Source organism: Minwuia sp. IMCC3009, assembly GCF_029909415.1.
GTDB lineage: Bacteria > Pseudomonadota > Alphaproteobacteria > Minwuiales > Minwuiaceae > Minwuia.
Genome location: NZ_CP123781.1, coordinates 654,465 through 681,033 on the forward strand (window position 1 = coordinate 654,465; position 26,569 = coordinate 681,033).

The window sequence follows — 26,569 nt, forward strand, 5'->3', positions numbered from 1 at the left end:
GCAGGTTACACCTCCCGGATATGCAGGAAGCCCAGCCTGTCCACATGCACCTGCTGCCCCGGCAGCACCAGCGTGGTCGCGGTCGGCTCCGTGATCACGGCAGGGCCTTCGATGGCCTGTTCCAGCGGCAGCAGGGCACGGTCCAGGATCAGGGTCTCGCGCATCCCGCCCTCTCCGAAATGGACCGGTCGCTGGCCACTGGTTGCGGCATCGAGACTGCGTCCGCTCCCGTCCAGCGGCACGAACTCCGGCAGGCGTGTCCTCTGCTCTGCCGCCAGATGGAACTGGATGACCTCCACCCGCGTGTCGTCCAGCCGGAAGGTATAGGCGCGCTCATGGGCCGCGTGGAATGCCTCGACCAGTGCGTCCAGATCGACATTCCGCGCATCGACCGGGACCGGCACCGTGTGCTCCTGCCCGTGGTAGCGCAGTTCGATCCGGGCGGTGAGGTCCAGGGGTGCCGCCTTGCCGCTGCTGGTGAAATAGGTTTCCGCCTCCGACACCATGGCGTCCAGAACGGCCTGCAGATCGCTGCTGCGCGCGCTTTCGCCGTCCAGCGGAACCGTGCGCACCAGGTCGACGCGCGGCGCGGTCGCCAGCATGCCCCAGGCGGAAAACAGGCCGGGATACAGCGGAATGACCAGTTCCTTCGTGCCCAGCTCGCGCGAAAGCTGGGCCGCATGCATGGCGCCGCCGCCGCCATAGGCCAGCATGGCGAAATCGCGGGGGTCGTGGCCGCGCTGGACGGAAACCAGCTTCAGCGCATTGATCATGTTGGCCTCGGCCAGGCGGATGACGGCGGCTGCGGCTTCCACGATGCTGACCCGCAGTGCATCGGCGACCGGCTGCATGGCCTGCGCGGCCTTCTCGGTCGACAGGCTGAGGCGGCCGCCGGAGAAGCGGTTGGTGTCGAGGACGCCGGTCAGCAGCTTCGCGTCGGTGACCGTCGGCTCCGTTCCGCCCCGGCCATAGCAGGCAGGGCCGGGTTCAGCGCCCGCCGACTGCGGCCCGACACGCAGGCGACCATCAGCGGCAATGCGCGCGATGGAGCCGCCACCGGCACCGACCTCGACAATGTCCACCACGGGGGCCTTCACCGGATAGCCGGGGTGATGCCGGGTCTTCTCGATCCAGTAGTCGGTGTTCACTGTCGCCATGCCACCGCGGATCAGGGAGCATTTCGCTGTGGTGCCGCCGACATCGAAGGCAATGACATTGGGCAGGCCCGCTGCACGACCCACGACCACCGCCCCGTTCACACCGGCAGCCGGGCCGGACTCCACCAGGGTCAGCGGGTGGGTGCGGGCGCGGGCAAAGCTGGTGGTGCCACCGTTCGACTGCATGGCCTGCAGCGGGGCTGTCACGGCCCGCGCGCGCAGGCGGGACTCCAGGCGGTCGAAGTAGCGGTCGATGATGGGCTGCACATAGGCATTCAGCACAGCCGTGCTCGTCCGCTCGAATTCCCGCCATTCCCGTGTGAAGCCGGAGGACTGGGTGATCGAGACGTCGGGCAGCCGCTCCGCCAGCAGCGCGGCGCAGGCCTGTTCGTGTGCCGGATTGCGATAGCTGTGCAGGAAGGTGATGGCAATTGCCTCGATCTTCGCCGCCCTGCAGGCTTCGGCAATGGCGTCGATGTCGCTTTCGTCCAGCGGCGTGACGACCGCGCCATCGGCATCCAGGCGCTCGGTCACCTCGAAGCGCCATTTGCGGGGCACGAAGGGGTGCGGCGGGTCGAAGTGCAGATTGTAGAGATCCGGCCGGTTGCCGCGTCCGATGGCCAGCACGTCGCGGAACCCGCGCGTGGTGACCAGCGCCGTGCGCACGCCCTTGCGTTCGGTGATCGCATTGATGACCGTGGTGCCGCCATGCACGAACTCGGTGATGCTCTCCGGGCTCAGGCCGCTCAGATCGATGGTCGAGAGAACGCCGCCCGACTGGTCCTGCACGGTGGTCAGGTCCTTCGCCACGGTCAGGCTGCCGTCCGTTTCGTCCCATGCCACCAGATCGGTGAAGGTACCGCCCACGTCCGTTGCCATGCGGATCATCGACCGTAGACCTCCCGCGCCTGATCCTCCGTCAGCAGGCCATCCGCGATGTCTGCCGCGATCTCGCTGACAGATCGGTCGGCAGGGTCACCCCAGCCGCCGCCGCCGCCGGTGACGATGGCGACGCGGTCCCCATATGCCAGTGCCTCATGCGCGGTGCGGGCCGTGCGCAAGGTCCCGCCCTTGCGGCTGACGGTCAGGTGATTGCGGCTGCCGGGCTGGCCGCCATCGGCACCCCAGGGACGCTCGACCGAGCGCCCGAAGCTGGCATAGGTGAAGGCGTCGTCGGTCAGCACCTCGTACTCCCGCACCAGCCCGAAGCCGCCACGATGACGACCGGCCCCCGGTCCCTCCTCCGTATTGAAGCCATAGCGGCTGATGCGCAGGGGATATTTCGCCTCCAGCAGTTCGACCGACAGGTTGCAGGTGTCGCCGTCGGTGATGGCGATCAGGCCGCTGGCCCCGTCGCGTTCCGGGGTGGCACCCCAGCCGCCATGCTGCGGCTCGATATGCACGAACATCTCCCCGGCCTTGTCCCGGCCACAGATGTAGGTGGCGCAGAGGCTCATGTAGCTGCCGGCGCTGAACCGTTCCGGGGCAATCGGGGCCAGGGCCTTCCAGACCAGTTCCGATGCCTGTGCCGCGCCCTCGTAGTACCAGCCGATGGGGGAGGGACTGACGGCGCTGAAGACCGTGCCATCCGGAATTTCGATGCGCACGGGCCGGAACCAGCCTTCGTTGGACGGTTCCTGCGGCCCGACCAGTGCCTTGAACACCGACTTCACCGCAGACTGAAGCGCGCCACGGGTGCAGTTGATCGGACCGCCCCGCGCGGGTGCGCAACCGTCGAAGTCGGCCGTGATCGTCTCCCCCTCGATCCGGACGCTGACCCGGACGGGAATGCGGTCGTCGGTGACGCCGTCGCCGTCGATCCAGTCCTCGGCCGCATAGATACCGTCAGGCAGAGCGGCAACGGCCTGCCGGGCCTGTTGCTCCCCGTGGTTCAGGATCCCGGCAAAGGCGGACTGCAGTCCATCCAGCCCGTAGCGCTCGACCAGCTCGGTCAGCCGCCGCTCGGCGATGTTGACCGCGGCGAGTTCCGCATTCAGGTCGCCAAGCGCCATCTGCGGCAGGCGGGAGTTGGCGGCGATGATGTCGCGCACATCCTCCAGCAGCCTGCCATCCTGACAGAGCCGGATCCCCGGCAGGCGCAGCCCCTCCTGAAAGACCTCGGACGCATCGGCGGGCAGGCTGCCGGCAACCGCGCCGCCCACGTCCAGCCAGTGCGCCACCGTGATCGCGAAGCCGATCCGTTGCTGTTCATGAAACAGCGGCTTGATGACCGCCATGTCACAGCAGTGGGTACCCCCCCGGAACGGGTCATTGGTGATGAAGGCGTCGCCCGGCCGCATCCGCGCGCCATGCTTCTCGATGATGAAGCGGACCTGGGCGGCGAAGGTGCCGGTGAAAAGGGTCAGCCCGTTGGCCTGCGCCACCAGATCGCCCTCCGCGTCGCAGATCCCGCATGCGAAATCCAGTACCTCGTAGATCACGGGGCTCATGCTGGTGCGGGCCAGGACCATGCCCATCTCATCCACCGTGGCCAGCAGCTTGCCGTGCATGATTTCAAGCGTGATAGTGTCCAACAGTCGCCTCCCGGATTCTGCAAACAGATATCCCCGACAGTATCGAAGCTGGCCGTGCCATGCAGGCGCTTTCAGATCGCGGGCTGGCCACCATGCATCCGAATACTTGTCGGAATCCCCTGTGTGGACGGACAGACCGAACCGGGACCGGGGCAGCAGAAGCCCCTTGCCAGAACCGCCTGGCACAAGATTGCGCTGGAGTTCAGGGATTGGGAGTGGTTAGATTTTGACCCTTGTTGTGATCTGCTGAATTTGTGTGCGTTTTCGCATGAGAGGTATTGGGTCCATGAACACCGTCGCCCTGAAGCCCCGGACCATTGATGTTTCCGCTTTCGAGAGGTCGAAACGGCTGGGGGCGTGGACCGATGCACTGAACGAGAACTGGTACGCACTGGACCTGACAGACCCGGCTCATGCCTTCGAAAATGGCCGGTTCGGTTTCTTCGATATTCCGGGCATCCGCTTCGGAGCCATCGACAGCGACGCGATGAATGTCTTCCGCAGGCGGGAACATCTCGCCCATCCGGGCGGTGACTACTACTTCCTGCCCATACCGATGCGTGACACGGTGGCGCTGCGTCAGGCGGGGCGGGAGGCGGCGCTGGATCCCGGTGACCTGACGGTGATCGCCACCGCCGACACCTACCAGTATCAGCAGGAGACCCCGAACAGCCTGATCACCCTGCGGGTGGACGGGCCGGTGATGCGGGATCGCATTCCGATGATCGATGACCTGGTGGCGCAGCCCTGTAACGGCAAGGCGCCGCTGGTGCGTGTCTTCGTGGATTTTGCCCATTCGCTGATCCGCCAGCGTGACGAACTGGATGGCGAGTCCGCTGCCGCGATGTCACCGCACCTGCTGGACCTGCTGGCCCTGGCGCTGACGGTCCCGGTGGATGCCCTGAAGAGCAACGAGAGTTCGGTGCGGCTGGCGCACCTGCGCCGCATCATGCGCGCCATCGAGAACCGGCTGGATGACGAGGCGCTGGGGCCGGGCTCCCTGGCCATGGAGCTGGGCCTGTCGGAACGCTATATCCAGAAGATGTTCGCCGAGCGTGGCGAGACCCTTTCAGGCGTCATTCGCGCCCGGCGCATTGCCACCGCGCAGCGCCGGTTGCTGGACCCAACCCGGCGCGGCCTCTCCATCGCCTCCATTGCCTTCTCCGTGGGATTCTCGGATCCGGCACATTTCAGCCGCGCGTTCCGCAATGTCACCGGCCTGTCCCCCAGCGAGTACCGGACAGAGCGACAGATGGAGAGCTGAGCGTCGGCGCTCCGGCGACCGCAGTCAGGCTCCGATCTTCTCCCGACGGACCTTGATGCCGGCTGCTTCGCGGTCCCAGGTGTCGGCGGTGACGCCGTCCTCGCGCAGTTTCACCTTCTGGATCTTCTGCGTCGGCGTCTTGGGCAGGTCATCGACGATGCGGACATAGCGCGGCAGCATGAAGTGCGCCATGCGCGGCTCAAGGAAGCGGAACAGGGCCTCCGGATCGATTGTCTCGCCGGGGGAGGGCGCAACGACCACCATCACCTCGTCCTCGTTCAGTTCCGAAGGTACGGGAATGGCTGCGGCCTCGCGAATGGCGGGGAACTGCGTGACTTCCGATTCGACCTCGAAGGAGGAGATGTTCTCGCCCCGGCGGCGGATCGCATCCTTGATGCGGTCGACGAAGTAGAAATAGCCCTGTTCGTCATAGCGGAAGCCGTCTCCTGTATGGAACCAGCCGTTGCGCCAGGCCTTCGCCGTCGCTTCCGGGTTCTTGTAGTAGCCGTGGTTCATGGCCCAGGGGCGGTCCGTGCGCACGATCAGCTCGCCCACGACGCCTGGCGCGACCTCGCAGTCATTCTCGTCAACCACGCGCACCTCGACACCTTCGCGTGGGGTGCCGCAGGTGCCGATCTTCGGCGGGTTGGCCTCCGATGTGATGGGGGAGGAAATCTCGGTCATGTTGAAGCCGGTGTACATGTCGATGCCGTACCGCTCTCCCAGTGCCAGAGAATCCTCGTTCCAGGGAATGGTCACGATGGACCGCATCGGATGGTCCCTGTCGCGGTTGCTCGCCGGCAGCTTCAGCAGGAACGGGGTCATGGCGCCGACAAGACAGGTGCTGGTGACGCCATTGCGGCGCACCGACTCCCAGAAGCCATCCGTGCGGAAACTGTCCTCCACCACGCAGGACCCGCCCTTCGCCAGCATCACGTAGAGAAAGATCGTGCCGCCGACATGGAACAGCGGCAGGTTCACCAGGACACGGTCGTCGCCGGACAGGAAGTCGTAGGCCTCGCAGGCCATGCTGTGGGCCTGGATATAGGATGACAGCACCGCCTTCGACGGCCCGGTCGTGCCGGAGGTGAAGATGATGTACTGGGTGTCCCAGGGCGCGACCTCGATCACTTCCTCCAGCGGCTCGGCGCTTTCCAGCAGGCTGAACGGATGGTTCTCCAGGCCGGGCACGGTCGGCATCTCAGCCTCCGCCCCGGTGACGACCAGGTCGCTGAGAACACCGACATCCACATCGGCCAGTCGGGGCATCAGCTGCGGATGCACCACCATCAGGCGGGCGTCGGACAGGCTCACCACATGCTCCAGCAGTCCGCCGCGATAGCTGGTGTTCACGGGCACATAGACCGCACCCAGCATGTTGAGGCCGAACCATGTCAGCACCGCTTCCCGCCCATTGGGCTGCCAAGAGAGGACGTGGTCGCCCTGGCGGACACCGAGTGCCCGCAATCCGGCGGCGGCGCGCAGCACCCGCTGCAGCGCCTCGGCATAGCTCCAGGTCTCGCCATCCTCGAAGATCACGAAGGTCTCGTCCGGCTGGCTCTCGGCGCGGCGACGCAGCATGGCCGGTACCACACACTCATCGGCTGTCGGTATGCGCGGATCATGGATCGTCATGGCGTCGGACCTCCCCCAAGGCTTGTTGCTCGGGGCCATAGTGGGCTATGGCCGGGGAGATGCAAAGCCGGGGTGGAGAGTGGCGGATATGTGGAAGGTTCATGGCCTGAAGAATTGCGACACCTGTCGCAAGGCGCGGAAGTGGCTGGATGCCGAGGGGATCAGGCACGATTTCATCGATGTTCGCGCCGACGGCCTGTCGCGGGATGATGTCATGCGATGGACCGCGGCGATCGGAACAGGTCTGATCAATCGCCGCGGCACCACCTGGCGGGGGCTGTCGAAGGATGAGCAGGCCCAGGACGACGGGAAGGAGGGAACCGTCGATCTGATTCTGGCGCATCCGGCGCTGCTCCGGCGGCCGGTCTTCACACGCGGCCCCCACGTCCTGCAGGGCTTCGATGACAGCGTGCGGAGCGAACTGCTGTCATCGAAGGGATAGCCGGCCTGGATCAGTGTCCCCGGTCGACCAGCGTCTGCCAGGCGTTCCGTACCCAGTTCCGGGTCGCCTCATGGTCGGCATGGGTGCTGTTGCGATAGGCGTCGGAAGCCTGAACCCGCCGGATCGCGGCCTCATCGACGGGCGCTTCGGAACCTGCATCTGAACGGCGGTCCGGAACGCCATGCTCGCTCAGGCGGTCCCGCAGGGTCTTCAGCAACAGCACGCCGCGTGCGTCGGCGGCAAGTTCCTCCGCCGCGGCGAGCAGTTCGGGACTCTCCTCGAAATCCCGACCCATCAGGGCGCCGAACCACTGGCCGATGTCCTTCCGCACCTTTTCCGCGTCGCTGCCCAGCGCTTCGTCGAGCGCGTTCATCTGGGTCTCGCGATACCGGTCCGGATCGAAGCTCTGCGCTTCGTTGCGGAAGAATGCCTCTGCCAGTTCGTCGAAGGCTTCCTGGCTGAGTTCGTGACGGCGGGCCCATTCCATGGCGGACTGCGCAAGAGGGTCTTCGGGATTGGCGCTGATCACCGACTGCAGGTCGTCCGGCAGACGGATCTCGTAGGTCTCCGGCGGTTTCCGGCGCTCTCCGATTCTGGACCGCAGGTCACCGTGACTCTTCAGCAGCGATCCGAGCCGGATCGATTTCGTTTCCGGGTCCCAGAAGTTCTCCGGAATTTCGTGTGTCACACCATCAAGCGTGTAGAGGTGCATGCCCTTGGCCGGGGTCCTGACCGGTGCCGGATTCTCGGCATCCATGTCGGGGGTATTCGTACCGGGTTTGTAGTCGATCAGGCTGTCGGTCATTTCCGTCCTCTTTCGATCAGGGTGATGATCTGGCTGATGATGAAGCGCTGCCCTTCGAGGTGTCGGAGGCGCGCATCGCTGATGTCGGGCCCGGTGGCGATATCCAGGGTCATGCGGCGCAGATGACTGATTGCGCGTTCGCCGTCTGTCCCGCGGAAGCAGCGGGCGAAACAGGAAGCCATCTCTGACTCAGGCATGAGGCGTGTCCATCATGCGCGTGATGACGACCCCCAGCATGAAGCCGGTCATGAACGTGCAGAGAGGCAACCAGGCGGGGATGTCGGGCATGGCCTTTCCTTTCGGCAGGGTTGTGATGCATCCATGAGCGGTATAAATACCGTATTCCTCCCGAATAACAAGCAGGAACAGGAGGAATGCGATTATTTCTTTTCTCGATACCCCATGGCGTGTTGCACATGGTGCTTTCGGTCGGTGCGGTCAGGCGCTAGATTGGATGACAGATAAATGACCACCGGCGTGAATGACCGGGGCTTGCTACCAGGGAGAGAACAGATGTTGCGTGATGGACTGAAACGTATTGCCTTCGCGACCACCGCCTTGTGCATGATCGCAGGTGCTGCAGCCGCTGCCGACAAGACCGAGATGCGCTATGCCACGGCGGCGCCGGAAAACACCCCCTGGGGTACCTTCCTGAACGACACCATCAAGGATGTGGAAACAGCCGAGCCCAGCCTGGACATCGTGCCGTTCTTCTCCTCGCAGCTGGGTGACGAGCAGACGACATTGCGCCAGGTCGTCCGTGGTCGCATCGACATCTCCGGCCAGTCCGGCGTCGCGACATCCCTGATCGTGCCCGAATTCGCGCTGCTGGGCGCGCCCTACCTGTTCCGCGATACGGCGCAGGCCGACTGCGTCTTCGACAATCATGTCCGTCCGATCTTCGAGGACCGGATGCAGAACTCCGGCCTTGTCACCCTTTCCTGGGTGGAGGTCGGCCACAGCTACATTTCCTCCAAGATGCCGCTGAAGGTCGCTGACGACATCAAGGGCGTGAAGATCCGCGTCCCGCCGTCGCGTTCCACATCGCTCTATTTTGACGAGCTTGGTGCCGCAGGCGTGCCGATGGGTGTCGTTGACATGGTGCCGGGACTGAAGACCGGACAGGTGGATGCCATCGCCACTTCAACGGTCTACGGCCTGGCGATCGGCCTGCCGAAGCTGGCACCGCACACCCTTGTGTTCCATGCCACGCATGACATCGGCACCGTGACGGTCTCCAAGCGGATCTGGGATGGTCTGACTGACGCGCAGAAGAAGGCCCTGGGGCTGGTCGATGCGCGGGTCAATGATCTGCGCAAGGCGATCCGTGGTACCGAGGAATTCCTGCTGGGCAAGACGGCAGAGGCCGGCGCGCCCGTGACCCGCCCGACGGGTGCCGATCTGGACAGCTGGAAGCCTGCTGCGGAGCGTGCCAGCAAGCGTCTGGTCGAGGAGATCGGTGGCGACGCCGCCGAGATCTGGGCCAGGATCCAGGAAGCCAAGGCAGCCTGCACCTGATCCCGAGCTGATTGCTGCACTGATCACGTTCGGGGGGGCAGGGCATGGCCGCATTCCTGCGGATTCTGCTGAAGGTTGAATCCTTCGTGGCTGCGGTTTCCTACGCTCTGGTGGCGATCCTGCTTCTCGGCGAGATCGTTGCGCGGGAAGTCTTTGCCGAAACCATCTGGGGCTCGCAGAAGATGGCGGTATTTGCCGCCATCTATGCGGGCTTCATGGGTCTCACCCTGGCCACGGCGGCCAACAGCCACCTGCGTCCGCAATTCGCGGACAACTGGTGGCCCGGTCACATGCACCGGGCGGTCGAGCGCTTCGGTGACGTGCTGTCCTGCCTGATCTTCTGGGGACTTGGGCTGGCCGCGATCAGCTATGTCGGCGACAGCTACACGTTCGGGGACAGGGCGGCGGTCCTGTACAACCCGCTCTGGTGGATACAGGTCGTCATCCCCTATGCGCTGTTCTCGTCGGGGCTCCGTCACTTCGCCTTCGCCCTGCAACCGGCCCTGAAGCCGAAACCCCAGTTGCTGGAAGCCTGACGTGAGTGCCCTGATCCTTGTCGCGATCGTCATCGCGCTGCTGGCGTTGCGGCAGAGCGTGATCCTGATCCTGTTCGTCGCTGCCGCCTACATGCATTTCTTCTTCGGCGATGGCGATGTCACCTATCTGATCGATGATGTCTGGACGGCCATCAACCGCGATGTGCTGCTGGCGATCCCGATGTTCGTGCTGGCCGGCAACATCATGACCCGCGGCTCCATCGCGGAGCGGCTGATCAACATCATGCGGGCCCTGACCCAATGGCTGCCGGGCGGCCTCGCCGTGGCAACCATCCTGTCATGCGCCGTCTTCGCGGCCCTCTCGGGTTCTTCGCCCGTGACGCTTCTCGCCGTGGGTTCGATCCTCTATCCGGCGCTGCTCGAACAGGGCTATCCCAAGAAGTTTGCGCTCGGTGCCCTGGCCTCCGGCGGCACGCTGGGTGTGGTGATTCCGCCCTCCATCCCGATGATCCTCTATGCCATCGTGACGGAGAAATCGGTCAGTGACCTGTTCATCGCGGGCATCATTCCGGGGATCCTGCTGACGGTCGTGCTGGGTACCTATGCCCTGATCTCGAACCGCAAGATGCAGGCGATACCGTTCAGCATGGTGCAACTGCTGGAGGCGCTGCGTCGTGGCGTCTTTGCCATGATGACGCCGATCATCCTGCTGGGCGGGATCTACTCCGGCTATTTCTCGGCCACGGAGGCGGCTGCGGTTGCGGTTGGCTACGCCCTGTTCGTGGAGGTCTTCATCCATCGCGAGGTGCGGCTGATCGATTTCGGTCACATCGCCATCGATACCGCACGGTTGCTCGGCACCCTGTTCCCCATCGTCGCCGTCGCGCTCTCGATCAATCTGTGGCTGACGGCGGAGCAGGTGCCGCAGGATCTGGCGCGCTGGATGACCGGCGTCGTGGATGACAAGCTGACGTTCCTGATCCTGCTCAATCTCTTCCTGCTGGTGATCGGCTGCCTGATCGACATCGGGGCCGCGATCCTGATGCTGGCGCCGATCCTGCTGCCCATTGCGCAGGCCTATGGCATCCACCCGATCCACTTCGGCGTCATCATGGTGGTCAATCTGGAGATCGGTTACCTGACGCCCCCCATCGGCCTGAACCTGATCGTGGCAATGACGGCCTTCAAGGAGGACTTCCTGCTGATCTGCCGTTCGGTCCTGCCGTTCATCGGCCTGATGCTGATCGTGCTCGCCATTGTCGTCTGGGTGCCGGAAGTCTCGCTGATCCTGCTGGACTGAGGCTTCGGGTCCGGCCCAGCCCAGGCCGGATCCTCCAGTCCGCAGGTCAGATGATCTTCCGGTCCTTCAGGTCGGCCAGGGCTTCGGCGTCGAGGCCCAGCATCTCGCCATAGACGGCATCATTGTCCGTGCCCGAGGCCCGACCGGGATGGCGGACGGAGCCGGGCCGGTTGCGGAACTTCGGCACCACGCCCTGCATGCGCACCTTGCCAAAGTCCGCGTCATCGACCGAGATCACGGCCTCCCGCGCCTGGAACTGCGGATCATTGACGATCTGCTCGGCCGAGTAGATCGGCGCGAGCGTCCCGCCCTCGCGTTCGAAGGCCTCCAGGGCTTCCGCCAGGGTATGGGCGGCGAACCAGGCCGCGAACATGTCGTCCAGCAGGGTCTGGTGCCTGAAACGCTCCGCATTTGTCGTGAACCGTTCGTCTTCCAGCAGATCGGGCCGGCCGATGGCCCGTGCGTTCCCCTTGAAGGTCGCCTGGGTGCTGCCCGACAGGCTGACGTACTGGCCGTCGCTGGTGGCATAGACATTGGCCGGTGCGGAATAGTGGCTGCGGTTGCCGGTGCGCTCCGGCGAGGTGCCGAGCTGGTCGTGCTGGATGATCTGGTTGTCGAGCAGCCGGTAGGTCGCCTCGGTGAGGGACAGGTCGATCTCCTCCCCTTCCGTCGCACCGCTGCGCGCGCGTCCCAGCAGCGCCGTCAACACCGAAACCGCACCGAACAGACCACCGATGGCGTCACCGATGGGATAGCCGTTGTGCATCGGGGAGCGATCCGAATCGCCGGTCATGTAGGTGAGTCCCGACATCGCCTCGAAGATGCGCGCGAAACCGGGCTTGTGGGAATAGGGCCCATCCTGCCCGAACGCGGTGGTGTGCAGGATCACCAGCCCCTTGTTGGCGCCCCAGAGGGTCTCCCGATCCAGGCCCCAGCGGTCGAGGGTGCCGGGGCGGAAGTTCTCGATCAGGACATCGAACTCCGGCAGCATGCCCAGCAGCATGTCGCGCCCCTCCGGCGTCCGCAGGTCCAGGGTGATGAAGCGCTTGCCGCGGTTGGCAACCTTCCACCAGAGTCCCTTGCCGTCCTTGAACGGCGGAAAGCCGCGCAGGCCATCGCCCGCGCCGGGCAGTTCGACCTTCACGACATCCGCTCCATAGTCGGCAAGCAGTGTCGCCGTCAGCGGAGCGGCGACGATCGTCGCCAGGTCCAGTACTCTCAGGCCTTCCAGTGGTCCTGGCATCTCTATCTCCTCCCGCTCGGATATCGGTCACCCCAATGCGGCTGCTGATACCACCTTGCTGCCGGACTGGGAACTGTGGCGCGCGCATATCACTTCCCGAGCAGATACTCCTTCGCCTCGTTCAGCTTGGCGGCATACCAGGTGGCACCGCCCTGGTCCGGGTGCGCCTTCTTCATCAGCCGACGATGCGCCTGCCGCACGTCCTCATCGCTGGCATCTGCCGGGAGTTCCAGGATCGAAAGCGCCTCGGACCGGGTCATGCCGCCGCCGGATGAAGCCCTGCGGCTGCCTGTGCCGGTGTCCTGCTGACGGCGCGCTCCGTCCTCCCGCCAGTCGGCACCATGTACCCGGTCCAGATAGCTTTCGAGCAGGCGCGCGGCGTCCGGATCGCTGTGCTGCCAAGACTGCCAGAGGCCTGTGAGCGTGGACAGATCGAGATCGGACAGCTTCTGCCCGGCGTGATCGCCTTTCAGGATCCGTCCGTCCACGTCGCCGCTGTCGTGGTCCAGCGACATCTCCAGATGGGTGCTGCGCACCTTCGAGGCTCCACCGGAGGAAGGCTGGCGCTTGCCGCCCATGCTGAAACCGCCGGGCAGGCCGTTCCAGCCCAGCCCCCGCGCCACCATGCCGAGGCCGAAGAGCGCGACCGGGGCACCGACGAAGAACATGCCGCGGATCGACAGGAACAGACCCGCGACCCCGAGCACCAGCCCGCCGCCGATGCGCAGCCCCTGCGCCAGCTTGTGCGGGTCGGCGTCAAGCAAGGCCCTGCCGCCGATCAGCGCGGCAGCCAGCAGAAAGGCTGCAAGGATCAGGTAGCTCATGTCACGATCCCCCCGCGCCACACCTTCGGCCCTGAATCATCGGACGCCCGTACAGATTTGATCATGTTTCACCATATAGGGACTGAAGCCGGTTCATGACAGATGTGACACCCATCCCGGCCCTCGACAGGGCCAAGAAACAGTTGCGTGCCCGGATCCTGAAACAACGCGGCAAGGCGCATGCCGTCTGGCGGACGCGCGGGGTCCTGCGCAACGCCATGGCGCTGCGCGCCGACTGGCGCGGGTGCCGGATCGCGATCTTCGCAGGCTTCGGGACGGAGGTTGATCCGGACTGGCTGGTGCGCACGCTGACCCGTCGCGGGGCCATTGTCGGATTGCCGGTGGTGGTGGCGCCCCGTGTGCCGCTGGTGTTCCGACGCTTCGGACCCGGCATCCGGTTCGAGACGTCCGCCTTCGGCATCCGTGAACCCGGACCGCGTGTGCCTGCCATGCGTCCTGACATCGTGCTGATGCCGCTGGTGGGAATCGACCGGCGCGGCAGGCGGCTCGGCTATGGTGGCGGCTTCTATGACCGCACCATCCAGGCCTGGCACAACCGGGGTCATTTCCCGTTGCTGGTTGGCATGGCCTACGAGACGCAGTACGTACCGGTGGTTCCGACCGGATCCCATGATCAGGTGCTGGACATGCTGGTGACCGAGACCGCGATCAGGAGGTTCCGTTGAGACTTCTCTATCTGGGCGACATTGTTGGACGCAGCGGACGCGATGGCGTCCTGAAGCATCTGCCGGATCTGATCGCCGGGCTGAAGACAGATTTCGTCGTCATCAACGGCGAGAATGCCGCCGGCGGCTTCGGCATCACGCCGAAGATCTGCGACGAGCTCTATGCCGCGGGCACGGACGTCATCGTCACCGGCAATCACGTCTGGGACAATCGGGAGATCATGCCCCACTTCCAGCGGGAGCCGAGGCTGATCCGGCCCGCGAACTTTCCCCCGGGTGCGCCGGGACGGGGTGTAGCGGTGTTCGATGCGCCGGGCGGCAGGCGCGTTGCGGTCATCCAGGTCATGGGCCGGGTCTTCATGGACGCGATGGACTGCCCCTTCCAGGCGCTGGAAAAGGGGCTGCAGTCCAGTACGCTGGGACGCTCCGTCCAGTTCGTGCTGGTGGATGTGCATGCGGAGGCAACCAGCGAGAAGGCGGCCCTGGGCCACTTCGCGGACGGGCGCGCGACCATGGTGGTCGGCACCCATACCCATGTGCCGACGGCCGATCACCAGATCCTGCCGGGGGGAACGGCCTACATGTCCGATGTGGGCATGTGCGGTGACTATGATTCCGTCATCGGCATGGGGAAGGAAGAGCCCATCCGGCGGTTCCGCAACAAGACGCCGGGCGCCCGGTTCGAGCCTGCCCTGGGCGAGGCAACGGTCTGTGGTGTTCTGGTCGAAAGTGACGACCGGACCGGCCTGGCAACCTCGATACAGCCCGTCAGGGTCGGCGGCAGGCTCAGTCAGATCATGCCGACAGCCGCCTGAAGGCGCAGCGGCGGGCCGCCGAACAACCGTCAACCGAACATTAACCGTGTCATGGCAACCTTCAGGGTGTGTGGACACGGAAGGGTGTCGGGGTGAGCGGCAACAAGATTCATTACGAGGTGCTGGGCCAGCGCGGAACGTCATGGACGATCATCGCGGTTGTCGACGATCAGGAAGAGGCGCTGGAGGCCGCGAAGGCAGCCCGTGCCAACTACCGTGCAGTCAAGGTGATGCGGGAGCGCTTCGACAGCAAGTCCGGTACATTCCGTTCCGGTCAGATATTCTTCTCCGGTGCCAAGCCGCGGGCCTCCAAGTATGACTCCGATCCGGTGCCCGGCGTCTGCTGGAAGGTGGAGGATTTCTACTCCTACGAAGGCCGCCGTTCGATCAACCGCCTGCTGCGCAGTGAGCTTGTTCGCTGGGGGCTGACCGCGACAGAACTGGTTCACTCCCTGGAATATGTGGAACGCCTGCAGGATGACGGGACGGCCATGCAGCGCGCGGTGCAGCAGACCTCCATCGCGCAGGTCCGGGAAACTGGACAGGGGGTGCAGGAACGCATCAAGCAGATCTATGACATCATCGATCGGGGTATCGTGGCGCTGCGTCGTGACCGTGAACTGGCGCAGCAACTGAAGATCGTCGACGGGGATCTGGATGCCCTGATCGCGGAGGTGGAACCGCGGGAAAGTCGCGGATATCTGCTCAATCTCGCACTTGTCAATCACCTGGCCGACGCCCAGGGCTTCGGCGAGAAGCTTGAGCGGGTTCTGGCGCCAATCCGTGCCGATCATCCCGACTGGGTGCATGAGGTCGCCGATACATTCGCCGGAGAGCTGCTGCTGATCGGCAATGTCACCCAGCACCTGATCGGCAAGCGGGACACGCTGAAGCAGGAGCTGTCGGCCACGGCAAGGCTCGCGCACGGTCGGTTGCCGGCGGATGACACCGACGCCGGGCGCGAAGCCCATACCGTCAACCGGCTGATTGCAGCCGCCAAGATGCCCCACACGCGTCAGGCACTGGCGCAGTACCTCATCGACGAACTGGAGGGCAGGCGCAAGCTGGTGGACGGTGATCTGCGGGCCGAGGCCGAGGCCACGAAGGATCTGGTGCGCGATCTGAAGACCGAGGATGGCGCCTGGCTGGGCAGTACCCGGATGATGGAGGCGATCAGCAACCGCAACGCGCGTTGGCTGCATCCGGAGGCCGTGGCGGAATATCTGGTCGGGGCGGAGGAAGCCGACACGCGGGCAATGCGGCTGATCGACCTGGAACCGAGCATCTTCGGCGCCGCCAACAAGCGCAAGCTTGCCGAATTCCTGATACCCGTTCTGACCTCGCCACAGGCTGAACTGTTCCTTACGGACGATGCTCAGCCGGTCTCCGAACAGATGAAGCGTCTCGCGATCATCCAGGCGCGCATTCTGGAGAGTGACCTGCAGGAGATGCACAAGCGTCAACTGGCGGAGAAGCTGGACGACCTCTGCTTTCGGATGGTGCAGAAGCGGCAGCTGTTCAAGCGGTTGCTCTCGGCCAACAACAGCGTTGCCGACAAGTGCATCGGCCTGCTGAAGATGGTCCTCGAAGGCTATTTCACGCATGGCAAGGCAGAGGACGAGGCGCGGACACTGATCCGTCGCCTGCTGCTGAAGCCGGAGTTTCGCGAGTCGTTCTTTGCCGGCATTGTGGGCAAGGAAGAAAAGGTCTCGCGCTTCGAGAAGCTGACCACGATGCTGGGCCAGGCCGACATCGAATTCGCCCCGCGAACCGCCCCTTCCGAAAGGGCTGGCGCGTCGGCCTGAGCGTGGATGCGACTGCTGTCACAGCAAGGTGAGCGTTGACCTGTCCGATCGGACAGGTGCCTTCCATCAACCAGACAAATTAGGCTTTCGTCTGCAATTCAACTGCGGATGAGCCTGTCATGCCTCGAAGCCTTCGAGCCGTTGCTTTCTTCCTGTTGACCGTCCTGTCTCTGTCTTGCACGACGGTCCTTGCCGAGACCGTAAATGTGGGTCCCGATGAAACACGGTTCGCGCATGAACTGTCGGTGGATGACCGGACCGCATTGTTCGTGGTTGACCGGCTCTGCTACGGCTCCAACGCGCCGACGACGGCCAGTCGGCATGTGATCCGTTTCTACAATGCGGCCGTGGCCGGTTTCGTGCCGCGTGTTGACAGCAATGAACCCGAATGGATCGGGCACAGGGTCGCGCGCATCCGAGAGGCCTTTGACAATGCCGCGCCCGTGCTGCCCCGGCGTATCAACCTGACGAGCGGCAGTGATCTGCGCGCACTGGCGGAGGCGGAAGTGGCACTCGGGTCGCGCGGGGTCGAGAGCGTCTTTCCCCCCGCGCGCAGGCGACCGGACGGCAATTCCTTTGCGGTCCGGGTTCCGGGGCCGGGGGCGACACGCTCCGTCGCGGTGCGCGGCTGCTACAGGGAAGACGACCTGAAGGAGATACTGCGGCTCCGCCGGGAGGCGGCCGAACGCCTCATCGCGGTGGCGGGGGAGCAGGGCTGATGGGGGCGTGGTGGCGCGGGGACCGGCCGCTGCGGCTCCGGCCGGGACTGAGAGTCCTGCTGTCCGGCCTCGTGATCCTGTCGGGACTGGCTGCGGTATCGGGGCCGGCGCGCGCCCAGGACGACGGTCAGACCTGCACCGGTGATCTGGCCACCCTGCGGGCGGAGATTGATGCCCGTCGGCAGCGTCTGGCGCAGAGCTGCGCACCCGCCGTCGAATTGATGCAATCGCTTCTGGCGGCGAAGCAGCGCTATTCCAGGGCGCTTGTCTCGACCAGTGAATTTCGCAGGAACCGTCTGTCGCGCATCTTCATCGAGGATCTGATCCCGCTGCAGGATCTCGCAAAGGTGCATCAGGAGATCGCGCTGGAGGCCGCGGCGGCGAAAATGCTGCTGGACAAGGAGACGGCGGAACTGGTGAAGGCCAGCCGTGCCGGAAAGGTCAATGTGCCGACGCTGTTCGGCATCCCGACCCGCGCGATGAGCTTCGACCCGGCAGAGGTCGCCCGCATCAATCCGCTGCGAGAACGCCACGACGCGAACTACCTGAAGATGGAGGACTTCGCGAAGGACTATGCGGTCCGGGCGCAGGAGCAGGTCACCAGGGCCAATGAGGCGCTGGCCGAACGGCACGCCGCGCTTTCCGACCTGCATGCCGCGCAGGCCAGGCTGCAGACAGACCTGCGGCGCATGTTCGACAGCCGTGACTTCGAGCATTGCCTGGGTGTGCCTGCCGCCGATGGTGAGCCAGGTGCGCAATCGGTGGTTCAGGGTGGCGCGGTCAACGGGCTCGGCTTCATCGGGATCGAGCCGGAGCCGAAGGGCGTTCCCTTTTCCGGTATCCCGGGTGTCCTGCCGCGCATCACTCCCCTGGCCGAGGTGCTGAAGGCCCTGTCCCTGCTGCCCGACCCGCCCCCGCCCGCCAGGCTGCCCGAAGAGCTGGCGATGAAACGGGACGGCGTGCGCATCTATGCCGACTTCAGGGAAGTCGAGGCGGTCCAGGACGAGGCCAACCGGCAACTGGCCAATGCCGAACTGCTCGACATGACCGTCGGCAATTTCCTGCGCATCCCCGGCTATCTTGCCGGGCTGGGCAAGACGATCATCGTGGGTTCCGCCAATGCCGTCTATCAGCCTTTCGTGGAGAACTTCACCGACAAGTCTCAGAACATCTTCAGCGCGGCCTTCAACACGATCGGCCAGATCGGCTTCGAAACGGTTGAAGGGGTCGTCAAGTCGGCCTCCAACCTGATCGGCGACGGTCTGGACATCCTTTCGCCCAACGGCCTGCTGGTGCAGCGGGAGACGGAGGAGGCCAATCGCAGCGCGCGCCAGAACAACCTGTTCCGGGCCGCGGTCACGGTGGGCAACTCGTTCCTTGCCGAAGTCCAGCAGTCCATGAGCTTCCCGCCGGAACTGACGCGGGAACTGAGCACGGAACTGAATGTGCCCGGCACGGTGACGACGCAGGCGGAGGTGGATGCCTTCATCGCGGCGTCGGAGCGGCGCAAGGAAGCGTTCCGGGAGACCGTTCAGCTTGCCCGTGATCGCAAGCAGGCCGCGGCGATCATCGAAGCCCGCGCCTTCGACGCGCTGAACGTGCTGGGTGCCCGGGGCACGCTGACCGGTCTGGTTCGCTTTTCCAGCAAGCTGAAGCGCGGGCTGAGCGACACGGTCCGCGAGGTGAAGACCAACCTGAAGATCGCGGATACGCTGGACGAGATCGAGCGTCTGCGGAACACGCGCCAGAGTCCGGAGGTGCTGGACGAGATTGCCTTCCTGCGCGACGAGCTGAAACGCCAGCAGAAGGGCCGTGCGCCGGGCGGGGACACGCGCAAGCTGATCGATGCCGCCTTTGCCAAGGCCGAGGAATCCGTCATCGGGCAGGAGGTCATCGACACCTCCCTGCAGAACATACTCGACCGCCAGAAGGCAACCGTGACCTCCAACCGCCCATTCAAGCAGGAGGGTGGTGTCACGCTGCAGGATGGCCGTCAGATCGCACTCGGGGAGCAGGTCGGTGTCGGTGGCGTGAAGGCGGTCTTCGACGCCAAGGATCCCAACACGGTCGTGCAGCGCTTCAACAGGGCGGGGGAGGACGGCGTCAAGCGCGATATCGAGGCAGGCAACCGGCTTCGCAAGCTCGGCATCCGCACAACCGATGACATCCCCTTCACCGACGAGTTCGGCGACCCGCTGCTGGATCTGGACGACAAGCCGGTGCTGGTGATCTTCGATGAGCAGGGGCGGCCGATCAAGCAGTCGGAGCGGATCGACGGCTCCAAGGAGGTCAAGGAGATCGCGGAGAACAATCCGGACAAGCGCCTGACGGAGGAACAGTTCGCCGCCTCCGTGGAGGCCGCCAACAAGGCGGTGGAGCAGCGCCATGTGCTGATCGACTTCAAGCCTGCCAATATCGGCCTGGAGCTGGATGATGCGGGGCGCACCACGGTCAATGCCTTCGACCGCGACGGGGTGATCGACCTGGACGAGGTGATCCAGAACCGCCGCAACAATCCGGACCTGATCGAGGATGGCGGAACGGCGGAGGTGATCGACCTGTTCGGAGAGAAGTTCGATCTGTCGACCGTCGAGGGCGCGCGGAAACTGCAGAGCATCATCATCGACGGTGTCGATCCGTGCTGCCCGACAGCGGCCAAGATCACCCAGTTCACTGATCTGCTGACACCGACCCTGCTGTTCCAGAAGCTGGATACGCCAGGCTTCAAGGCCATTGGCACCAAGGGGGCGACCTTCGACGGTATCCGTCCGCTGTCGGGCGGCAAGCCACGCAACTTCTTCGATGCGGATGCCGACGAGGTGGCGCGCATCCTGGACGAGGCCAAGGACGCGCGGATCCTGGACGAGGCGCGGGGGCTGGTCGGCGACGAAGCCGGCAAGGTGGTTGTGGATCAGGCCGCCACGATCATCGCCGCATCGAAGATCATCCGCGACCAGTCCAAGACGGCGAACGACATTGCCCGGCGGGTGAAGGCAATCAAGACGGCAGTGACAGGTACGGCGCTGCTGACCGACGACGAAACCGATGCGGAGGAGGACGAGGAGTCCGGTCCGACACAGCGTCGCCCGGGTGGCGGCGGTGGTTCGGGCGGAGGTCCGGCCAGCCAGCCGCCCGAGATCCCGGATACCCTGCTGGGCAACCTGATCGATGAGTCGGAGGAAGAACGGCGTGCGCGCCTGGCGCAGGAACAGGCGGCATCCGACCTGGAGGAACAGGCGAGCCGTGACGTGATCCGCACAGGACTGGCCGATGACGCGCCGTCCGACGGCTTTCCGGAGGGCAGGTGATGCGCATGACATTCAGATGCCTTCTCGCCGGGCTCGGGTTCCTGCCTGTGCTGCTCGCGGCGCCGGTCCTGGCTCAGGGACAGCTTGCGGCGAAGATCGAGGAAGGGCCGCAGCGGATCGGTGACCTGCTGCGGACATTCGTCAGCAACAACGTCGCCAGCTACACGGCGGAGACGGATCGCATGGCGGAGCGGCTGGCCGGGACGGTCTGCGAGATCGGGACGGACGGCCTGCCGCCGTTGGCTCTGCCGGAGCCCTCGATACTGGATCTCTCCGCATTCATCCCGCCGCGCGCATCGGATGTCCTGCGGCCCGATGAGCATATTGATGCGGGTTCCGTGCTTGTGACCTATGGCCATGACCGCCAGTTCCTGCGCCAGATCGCTGCGGATCAGGAGACGGCGGAGATCACCGATCTGCCGCATGGCCTTCCGGTGCGCGTCACCGCGATGGCGTTCCGTGTCCGGGACGGGGAGTGCACCCGCTCCAGTACCCGCACGACCAGTGCCGGTGCGCGGGAGACCCTGCGCCAGAAGCGGCGGGTCTCCATCAGGTTCGGACAGCGCAGCGTCGACATCACCGACCGGCTCGGCCGCGGCCTGAATGTCGGTGGCGGCTACACGTTCGACGCCCGGCGCAATCATCTGGTGCCCGGCAGCGCGGGCGCATTTCCGTTCCCGACGGTTTCCGGCAAGGGGGCCCGGTTCGACACGGTCGTCTGTGACGGTGGCAATGGCAGCGTTCTGGTCAATGACGATGAGGACCTGCGGGTCGGCTATGCCCAGGGCAGCCCCGAGCAGCAGATCGAGGTGCTGGGTCTGGCCGGGCTGCAGCTCGGCACCGCGTTCGGAGCGTCACCTGATCACCGGACCCGGCGCGTTGGATGACCGGCTGGAGCTTGACCTGATTGCCCGCCTCGTCGGGGCGGATCGGGAGTTCCTGGCCCGGGTGAACCGCCCGGAAGCCGTGCGCATCGATCTTCGCCGGGGACCGCTTGGCCTTGTCGATGGCCGTCAGACCATCGTGCTGACCGGCACGGGGGAGGCAGGTGAGGCCGAGGTCGCCATCGCGCCCGCCGGAAGCCTCGCCGGGTCGCTGGTGGATGTGCTGGAACCGACCCTGAGCCGCGCCCGGCTGGTGATCACGGAACGGCGTCCGTTCGCCGACGAGGCCTTCACCGCGGAGCTTCTGGTCCAGGGGCCGTTGCCTGCGGATTCCGGGCTCAAGGTGAAATGGCGGGCCCGCACGGGCGGACGCATCTATCAGCAGGGCGACCTGGACGCCCAGGCCGGGGGAACGCCGCTCGCCATCCCGGTCAGTGCGCCGCCCATGGTCGACGTCATCCGTTCGCAGGGGCTGGCGGTCACGCTGGAAGTCGAGATCCGGCGCGGCACAGACATCCTGTTCGAGGCGGCAGAGGATGTCCTGTTCCGTCCGCCGCCGGTGGTGGGTGTTGATCTGGTGGGCCGGAGGGAAGGCGTCGCAGGAGAGTTCGGTCCCGGCCCGCATGACCTGTTCCGGATCGCCGACGCGCTGGGCACGGAGATCCGGCTGGACGTGCGCTTCAGGGACGGCAGCAGCCGCAGCTTCGCGCCCGCCTCGGCCCCCGCCTTCGGTATCCAGCAGTCCCAGGGGGGCGGCCTGCTGATGGCGAAGGGGCTTCAGTCGGCGGCCATCGTCCGTCCGCGCCTGCTGGAGGAACAGCTCTCCGCCGCGCTGCGTCCGTTCCTGCGGGCCAGTGCCGCCGAGACCACGAACCTCTCTCCCGTGCCCGGCACCCCCATCGTGCAGGGGGAGGCGAGCGTCTTCACGCTGAACGATGCGCTGCTGGTGATCGACAACCTGGGTGCCAACGGCTTCATCTGGCGACTGCTGATCGAGGGTGAGGCACAGATGGATCGCTATGTCGCGCGCTACGTCACCTCGGACGGTGATTTTGACGAGATCTTCGGACGGGACGGCACCGGCTGGGTCGCCAGCAGGCAGTTCGGGGCGACCACGGCCATACGCCATGTCGCCATCGTTGACGGGGATGGCCGGGAGGTCGCGCGCATCAACCCGAATCAGCTCGGGGCGATCGCTCCCCGCGTCAGCCTGGAGATCCCGGAAATCTACCGGCAGGGTGTTTCCCATCCCGTGACCGCCAGCATTTCCGGCATTTCCGGCCTGGCGCCATTCGATCTGGCCTGCCAGTGGTCGCTGGAAAGCGGTTTCGGCAGCATCGCCTTCGGATCCACCCGCCTGACACCCATCGGCGACGGGTTTGCCACCTGCACCAACGCGGTGGAGATGGACGTCAATGAGGCGACACTGGGCCAGTTCCCGACCCTGGGGGTCAGGCTGGTCCGTGCGGCGGGGGAGGGACAGTGATGGATGTGTCCGGAATTGCACGTGCGGCGGCTGCGGTTTTGTTGCTCCTCGGTCTGGCGGTCGCCGGTGCCGGTGCCGCCGACCTGACCGGCGACAGCCGCAACGACAGTCCGATCCTGCCAACGGATGACCAGTTCAACACCCTCAGCCGCGATGAGGTGCAGCAGATCCTCAACAAGCTGAACGTGGTGCCGCCGCCGGACGCCAATACCAAGACCGAGCTGCGCCGTGTGATCACGAATGTGGAACTGTTCCGCATCGACCCGAAGAACGGCAACAACCCGTTCAATACCGAGGACCCGATCAACAATGCGACCGTGAACGGCATCGTGCAGCAGGTCGCGGTCGATGACCTGAACAACAACGACAACGGCAACAACAACGGTGCCGGACTGGACGCCTGCATTGGCCAGACGCTGCAGGGCCAGCTTTCGCCGACGGCACCGCCGGACCTGCGCTTCGTCAACATGGTTGTGGACCCGGTGACGCTGGACTGCCGGATCTTTGCCGGCCAGAGCGTCGATGGTGCCTTCCTGATCTTCCAGTACAGCCCTGGCGCGCTGGATCTGACGGTCCAGGGGGACGAGACGGTGACGATCTTCCCCGATGCGACCGTGCCGGTCTGGCGGATCATCGATCCGGCGGGCGGGTTCATCTTCATCAACCCGTTCGTGGCCGCGCAGACGGTGCGGATCGTGTTGCAGGCCAACAACGGCGTGACCGTGGAGGGCACGTTCACGCTGACCCCCATCGGTTTCACCGAGTTCTCGGTGACGGTTGTCAATCTGGTGGTGCAGTGATGCTGAAACTGGTTCCTTTCGTCATTCTGGGCGGCCTGCTGGCCGCGACCGCTTCGGCCCAGGACATTCGCGGGTTTCGCGCCATTGCCACGCCGGAGGCGACGCCGGAGGGCACGGTGCCGGTCGAGACACCGCAGGTCATCGATGCCCAGGCCGCGAAGGCGGCAGCCGAGGAGGTGCTGGCTGCCTGGTCGGACGGGCAGCTTGATGATGTCCTCGCGCCGGATTTCCAGGACCGCCAGCGTCTGCTCGATTCCATGATCGAGGATGTGCCGCAGGATGCGGAGATCCGGGTGCTCGGCATTCGCGGTGTCCAGACGGTGCAGCAGTTTCAGGGCACCGGGGCGAACGGCCGGACGGAGATCACCTCCATCGTCTCGCTGACCGCCGACACGCAGATCGAGTTCAATGACCCGGCGCGGGGCTTCCGGCAGTTGCGTGGCCAGAACGAATTCTTCCTGCGTATCACCGAGGAACTGGCCGAGTGAGGCTGCAACGCCACAGCGCCTGGATGCTGCTCTGCGCTGCGCCTGCAGCCCTGTTTCCGTTCGGCAGCGGCGCGCAGGAAGTCCTGCGCGACTGGCAGATCGGCGGCAGCCTGACGGCGGCGCTGGAAGGCTATTCCGATGCGGGCGACCCGGCGCAGAGTCCGTTCGCGGAGCGCACGACCTTCGGTTTCATGGAGGCGGACCTGAACCTGTCGCGCCAGATCTCGCCGTTCGAGCGTTTCAGCGGGCAGTTCTTCGGCGTGCTGGTGGACAATCCCTTCCGCAGCAATTTCGATGGCTTCGTGGCGGAGCGCGCGAAAGCGGAGTGGGAGAAGGGTGACGGGGCGGTGCCGTTCAGGCTGGAGGCAGGCGACATCTTCGCGCTGACCACCGCACGCACGTCGCAGCGCAGCCTGAAGGGGCTGCAGGTGGAGGTGCAGCCCCGCATCGGCATCCTGCCCGGCTGGCAGCATTCGATCATCGGGTTCTGGGGCATCAATCAGGCCACCTACCGGCAGGTGGATTTCAACGATGACCAGACGATCGGGGCGTCGTGGCTGATGAGTCAGGGCCGGGGCGGCAACCTGGCCTTCAGTCTGGTCACCAACCGGCTGGATGCAGGGGCCAACAATGTGGCGGTGGAGCGGGTGCAGACCGTCGGCAGTGTTGCCGCCGACCGTGCATTCGGTCTGCGGGGACAGTCGCTGGAGTGGAAGGGGGAGGTCGGATTCCTGTTCGGTGATGATCTTGCGGGCAACCGGCTCGACGACACGGGGGCTGGTTTGTTCACCGAGATCCGGGGCCGTGACCAGTCCATGCCGCTGGATTACAGCGTCAGGTTCGACCAGTTCGACAGTGATTACCGCCCGAACGGTGCGGCGGTGACCGCAGGCCGGCGCAGCCTTTCGGGCAACGCCGGCTGGCGGTTCGACAGCGGGCTGGCCATGCGCGGGCGGGCACGCTGGGATCGTGACGGATTTGGCCGCGCCAATCACACGGATACCATCAGTTCCGGTCTCAACCTGGCAGGTCCGCTGGATCCGGGCTTCGGCACGGTGCTGAACGGCACCTTCGATGCTTCCGTCATCCGGACGGCGAACGCGGCGGGTACGGTCAGGACAACGACACATGCGGCGTCGGCCAACCTGTCGGCACCCCTGCCGAACAATCTCTTCGGTCGGGTCGGCTATCAGGTGCAGGCAATCCGCGCGCTGAATGCCGAACCGACCCTGTCGGGCACGGCAACCGTCGGTGTCGACAGAAGCTTCACCCATGGTGATGTGGTCGGCACCCTGTCCCCCAGCCTGTCATGGCGCCGCACCAACGGCGGCAATGCGGAAGGTGACGAACTGATCCTGGGGCTGGGTGCCAGCGTCGAGCGGGGCGGCCTGTCGGCGCGTGCCACCTACCGGTTCGCGAAGCAGACCCGCGAGGCCGCAGGGGCCGATACCGTGACCAGCAGCCTCAACGGCAGCCTCAACTGGCAGCAGGGCCGCCATGCCTTCGCCCTGGAAGCCGATTTCAGTGTCACGGCCAGAGAGGCCGCACAGGCAAGCCAGCCGCTGAAGCTGGCTGCCCGCTATACCTTCAGCTTCGACAAGCCCCCCGGCAGCGGATTGTTCGATGCCCCGCAGGCGGGACAGCAAGGCTTCGCCGCCGTCGAGGTGCCGCAGGAGAGCGGCGTCTTCGATCTTGCCGCACTGGCCCCCAACAGTTCCCTGCAAGCCGTGCTGCAGAACCTGACCGATGCGGGTCTGCGCGGCGGCCAGGCGCAGGCGGAGGGTCTGATCGTCTATGAAACCCCCGTTCTGGCCAACGTCGCACTGCGCCAGCGTCTCGCCCTGCTGCACAAGGGCGCGCGGTTCCGCATGGCGGCCCTGATCATCGATCCCTCGAACCCCGGGGACGCTGCCGGGTTGCAGAACGACTTCCAGGCAGTGCTGGAGGAACTGGTTGCCGCCTATGGTGCGCCGTCCGGGACCTTCGAGAGAGGCGACTTCGCGGGGGACGTCGTGCAGGCCATCGACGATGGCGATCTGATCCGCATTGTCGAATGGCGCACGGCCTCCGGAACGCTTCGGCTTGGCATCCCCCGACGGCTGGATCGTCAGGTCCGGATCGAGGTGCATCATGCCCGCAGCTTCCGGCCGCCGACGATCACGCTATGGGGCCTGGATGCGCTGAACTGAAGGTTTCAGGCGACAGTGCAGCAGGGAGTTCTGCGCGAAAAACAGGCACCTGTGACCCTTTGGCAAAAAATGCCTCTATTTTAAACATATGCAAGAAATATGGGCTTCACCCTGCCTTGAAATTGCGTCTGAAGGCCAATGTGCTGCCGGTCATCATATTGGTTTGAAAG

21 protein-coding genes are annotated in these 26,569 nt (G+C 65.2%); 15 read left to right on the top strand and 6 right to left on the bottom strand.

What is annotated here, in order from left to right; all coding sequences use genetic code 11:
• Positions 1 to 5: 5 nt before the first annotated feature.
• Positions 6 to 2,045 carry a hydantoinase/oxoprolinase family protein gene (locus QGV55_RS03030; RefSeq protein WP_281018342.1) on the bottom strand — a complete coding sequence of 680 codons (2,040 nt, stop codon included), beginning with the start codon at positions 2,043 to 2,045 and terminating at the stop codon, positions 6 to 8.
• Positions 2,042 to 3,691, bottom strand: a complete 1,650-nt coding sequence (locus tag QGV55_RS03035) for a hydantoinase B/oxoprolinase family protein (protein ID WP_281018341.1) — start codon at positions 3,689 to 3,691, stop codon at positions 2,042 to 2,044. Before QGV55_RS03035 ends, QGV55_RS03030 begins: the two co-directional genes overlap by 4 nt.
• Positions 3,692 to 3,977: 286 nt before the next feature.
• Between QGV55_RS03035 and QGV55_RS03040 the strand changes: the two genes are divergently transcribed.
• The gene (locus tag QGV55_RS03040; protein WP_281018340.1) at positions 3,978 to 4,955 is read left to right on the top strand and encodes a helix-turn-helix domain-containing protein; all 978 of its coding nucleotides are present in this window, start codon (positions 3,978 to 3,980) and stop codon (positions 4,953 to 4,955) included.
• A 24-nt stretch (positions 4,956 to 4,979) separates the two neighbouring features.
• On the opposite strand, the gene QGV55_RS03045 is transcribed toward QGV55_RS03040, so the two are convergent.
• Positions 4,980 to 6,590: an AMP-binding protein gene (locus QGV55_RS03045; protein ID WP_281018339.1), complete on the bottom strand. Its 1,611-nt coding sequence runs from the start codon at positions 6,588 to 6,590 to the stop codon at positions 4,980 to 4,982.
• 88 nt (positions 6,591 to 6,678) lie between these two features.
• Between QGV55_RS03045 and QGV55_RS03050 the strand changes: the two genes are divergently transcribed.
• A complete protein-coding gene (locus tag QGV55_RS03050; RefSeq protein WP_281018338.1) occupies positions 6,679 to 7,032 on the top strand; it encodes a Spx/MgsR family RNA polymerase-binding regulatory protein in 354 nt (117 codons plus the stop codon).
• A gap of 10 nt (positions 7,033 to 7,042) precedes the next feature.
• Here QGV55_RS03050 and QGV55_RS03055 read toward each other — a convergent pair whose 3' ends face one another.
• Complete coding sequence (locus tag QGV55_RS03055) at positions 7,043 to 7,837, bottom strand: hypothetical protein (RefSeq protein ID WP_281018337.1); 795 nt, start codon at positions 7,835 to 7,837, stop codon at positions 7,043 to 7,045.
• A gap of 513 nt (positions 7,838 to 8,350) precedes the next feature.
• On the opposite strand from QGV55_RS03055, the gene dctP reads away from it, so the two are divergent.
• Genes dctP through QGV55_RS03070 form a run of 3 tightly spaced genes read left to right on the top strand, consistent with a single transcriptional unit; the run spans position 8,351 to position 11,152 of the window.
• Complete coding sequence (gene dctP, locus QGV55_RS03060; protein ID WP_281018336.1) at positions 8,351 to 9,355, top strand: TRAP transporter substrate-binding protein DctP; 1,005 nt, start codon at positions 8,351 to 8,353, stop codon at positions 9,353 to 9,355.
• 44 nt (positions 9,356 to 9,399) lie between these two features.
• Positions 9,400 to 9,891 (top strand): TRAP transporter small permease, encoded by a 492-nt coding sequence (locus QGV55_RS03065; RefSeq protein ID WP_281018335.1) that lies wholly within the window; start codon positions 9,400 to 9,402, stop codon positions 9,889 to 9,891.
• A gap of 1 nt (position 9,892) precedes the next feature.
• Complete coding sequence (locus QGV55_RS03070; RefSeq protein ID WP_281018334.1) at positions 9,893 to 11,152, top strand: TRAP transporter large permease; 1,260 nt, start codon at positions 9,893 to 9,895, stop codon at positions 11,150 to 11,152.
• Between the two features lie 46 nt (positions 11,153 to 11,198).
• Here QGV55_RS03070 and QGV55_RS03075 read toward each other — a convergent pair whose 3' ends face one another.
• Complete coding sequence (locus tag QGV55_RS03075) at positions 11,199 to 12,395, bottom strand: CoA transferase (protein WP_281018333.1); 1,197 nt, start codon at positions 12,393 to 12,395, stop codon at positions 11,199 to 11,201.
• An 89-nt stretch (positions 12,396 to 12,484) separates the two neighbouring features.
• Positions 12,485 to 13,219 (bottom strand): DnaJ domain-containing protein, encoded by a 735-nt coding sequence (locus tag QGV55_RS03080; protein WP_281018332.1) that lies wholly within the window; start codon positions 13,217 to 13,219, stop codon positions 12,485 to 12,487.
• Between the two features lie 95 nt (positions 13,220 to 13,314).
• Between QGV55_RS03080 and QGV55_RS03085 the strand changes: the two genes are divergently transcribed.
• From QGV55_RS03085 to QGV55_RS03130, 10 genes are all read left to right on the top strand, one after another.
• A complete protein-coding gene (locus QGV55_RS03085) occupies positions 13,315 to 13,905 on the top strand; it encodes a 5-formyltetrahydrofolate cyclo-ligase (protein WP_281018331.1) in 591 nt (196 codons plus the stop codon).
• Positions 13,902 to 14,720, top strand: coding sequence for a TIGR00282 family metallophosphoesterase (locus QGV55_RS03090; RefSeq protein ID WP_281018330.1), 819 nt, complete (start codon positions 13,902 to 13,904; stop codon positions 14,718 to 14,720). Before QGV55_RS03085 ends, QGV55_RS03090 begins: the two co-directional genes overlap by 4 nt.
• 92 nt (positions 14,721 to 14,812) lie before the next feature.
• The gene (locus QGV55_RS03095) at positions 14,813 to 16,525 is read left to right on the top strand and encodes a hypothetical protein (protein WP_281018329.1); all 1,713 of its coding nucleotides are present in this window, start codon (positions 14,813 to 14,815) and stop codon (positions 16,523 to 16,525) included.
• A gap of 206 nt (positions 16,526 to 16,731) precedes the next feature.
• Entirely contained in the window at positions 16,732 to 17,244 is a 513-nt protein-coding gene (locus QGV55_RS03100; RefSeq protein WP_281018328.1) for a hypothetical protein, read from the top strand.
• Complete coding sequence (locus tag QGV55_RS03105; protein WP_281018327.1) at positions 17,244 to 20,552, top strand: hypothetical protein; 3,309 nt, start codon at positions 17,244 to 17,246, stop codon at positions 20,550 to 20,552. Before QGV55_RS03100 ends, QGV55_RS03105 begins: the two co-directional genes overlap by 1 nt.
• A 5-nt stretch (positions 20,553 to 20,557) precedes the next feature.
• Complete coding sequence (locus QGV55_RS03110; RefSeq protein ID WP_281018326.1) at positions 20,558 to 21,439, top strand: hypothetical protein; 882 nt, start codon at positions 20,558 to 20,560, stop codon at positions 21,437 to 21,439.
• Entirely contained in the window at positions 21,432 to 22,922 is a 1,491-nt protein-coding gene (locus QGV55_RS03115; RefSeq protein ID WP_281018325.1) for a hypothetical protein, read from the top strand. The genes QGV55_RS03110 and QGV55_RS03115 overlap by 8 nt, the downstream gene beginning before the upstream one ends.
• Positions 22,922 to 23,722: a hypothetical protein gene (locus QGV55_RS03120; protein WP_281018324.1), complete on the top strand. Its 801-nt coding sequence runs from the start codon at positions 22,922 to 22,924 to the stop codon at positions 23,720 to 23,722. The genes QGV55_RS03115 and QGV55_RS03120 overlap by 1 nt, the downstream gene beginning before the upstream one ends.
• A complete protein-coding gene (locus tag QGV55_RS03125; protein WP_281018323.1) occupies positions 23,722 to 24,210 on the top strand; it encodes a hypothetical protein in 489 nt (162 codons plus the stop codon). The genes QGV55_RS03120 and QGV55_RS03125 overlap by 1 nt, the downstream gene beginning before the upstream one ends.
• A complete protein-coding gene (locus tag QGV55_RS03130; protein ID WP_281018322.1) occupies positions 24,207 to 26,399 on the top strand; it encodes a hypothetical protein in 2,193 nt (730 codons plus the stop codon). Before QGV55_RS03125 ends, QGV55_RS03130 begins: the two co-directional genes overlap by 4 nt.
• Positions 26,400 to 26,569: the final 170 nt, after the last annotated feature.

Bases quoted from the DNA above. Each gene is read 5' to 3' on its own strand.
- QGV55_RS03050 (WP_281018338.1), top strand. From the start codon at position 6,679: ATGTGGAAGGTTCATGGCCTGAAGAATTGCGACACCTGTCGCAAGGCG.
- QGV55_RS03105 (WP_281018327.1), top strand. From the start codon at position 17,244: ATGGGGGCGTGGTGGCGCGGGGACCGGCCGCTGCGGCTCCGGCCGGGA.
- QGV55_RS03085 (WP_281018331.1), top strand. From the start codon at position 13,315: ATGACAGATGTGACACCCATCCCGGCCCTCGACAGGGCCAAGAAACAG.
- QGV55_RS03065 (WP_281018335.1), top strand. From the start codon at position 9,400: ATGGCCGCATTCCTGCGGATTCTGCTGAAGGTTGAATCCTTCGTGGCT.
- QGV55_RS03030 (WP_281018342.1), bottom strand. From the start codon at position 2,045: ATGATCCGCATGGCAACGGACGTGGGCGGTACCTTCACCGATCTGGTG.
- QGV55_RS03055 (WP_281018337.1), bottom strand. From the start codon at position 7,837: ATGACCGACAGCCTGATCGACTACAAACCCGGTACGAATACCCCCGAC.
- QGV55_RS03110 (WP_281018326.1), top strand. From the start codon at position 20,558: ATGACATTCAGATGCCTTCTCGCCGGGCTCGGGTTCCTGCCTGTGCTG.
- QGV55_RS03125 (WP_281018323.1), top strand. From the start codon at position 23,722: ATGCTGAAACTGGTTCCTTTCGTCATTCTGGGCGGCCTGCTGGCCGCG.
- QGV55_RS03075 (WP_281018333.1), bottom strand. From the start codon at position 12,395: ATGCCAGGACCACTGGAAGGCCTGAGAGTACTGGACCTGGCGACGATC.
- dctP (WP_281018336.1), top strand. From the start codon at position 8,351: ATGTTGCGTGATGGACTGAAACGTATTGCCTTCGCGACCACCGCCTTG.
- QGV55_RS03120 (WP_281018324.1), top strand. From the start codon at position 22,922: ATGGATGTGTCCGGAATTGCACGTGCGGCGGCTGCGGTTTTGTTGCTC.
- QGV55_RS03045 (WP_281018339.1), bottom strand. From the start codon at position 6,590: ATGACGATCCATGATCCGCGCATACCGACAGCCGATGAGTGTGTGGTA.
- QGV55_RS03080 (WP_281018332.1), bottom strand. From the start codon at position 13,219: ATGAGCTACCTGATCCTTGCAGCCTTTCTGCTGGCTGCCGCGCTGATC.
- QGV55_RS03040 (WP_281018340.1), top strand. From the start codon at position 3,978: ATGAACACCGTCGCCCTGAAGCCCCGGACCATTGATGTTTCCGCTTTC.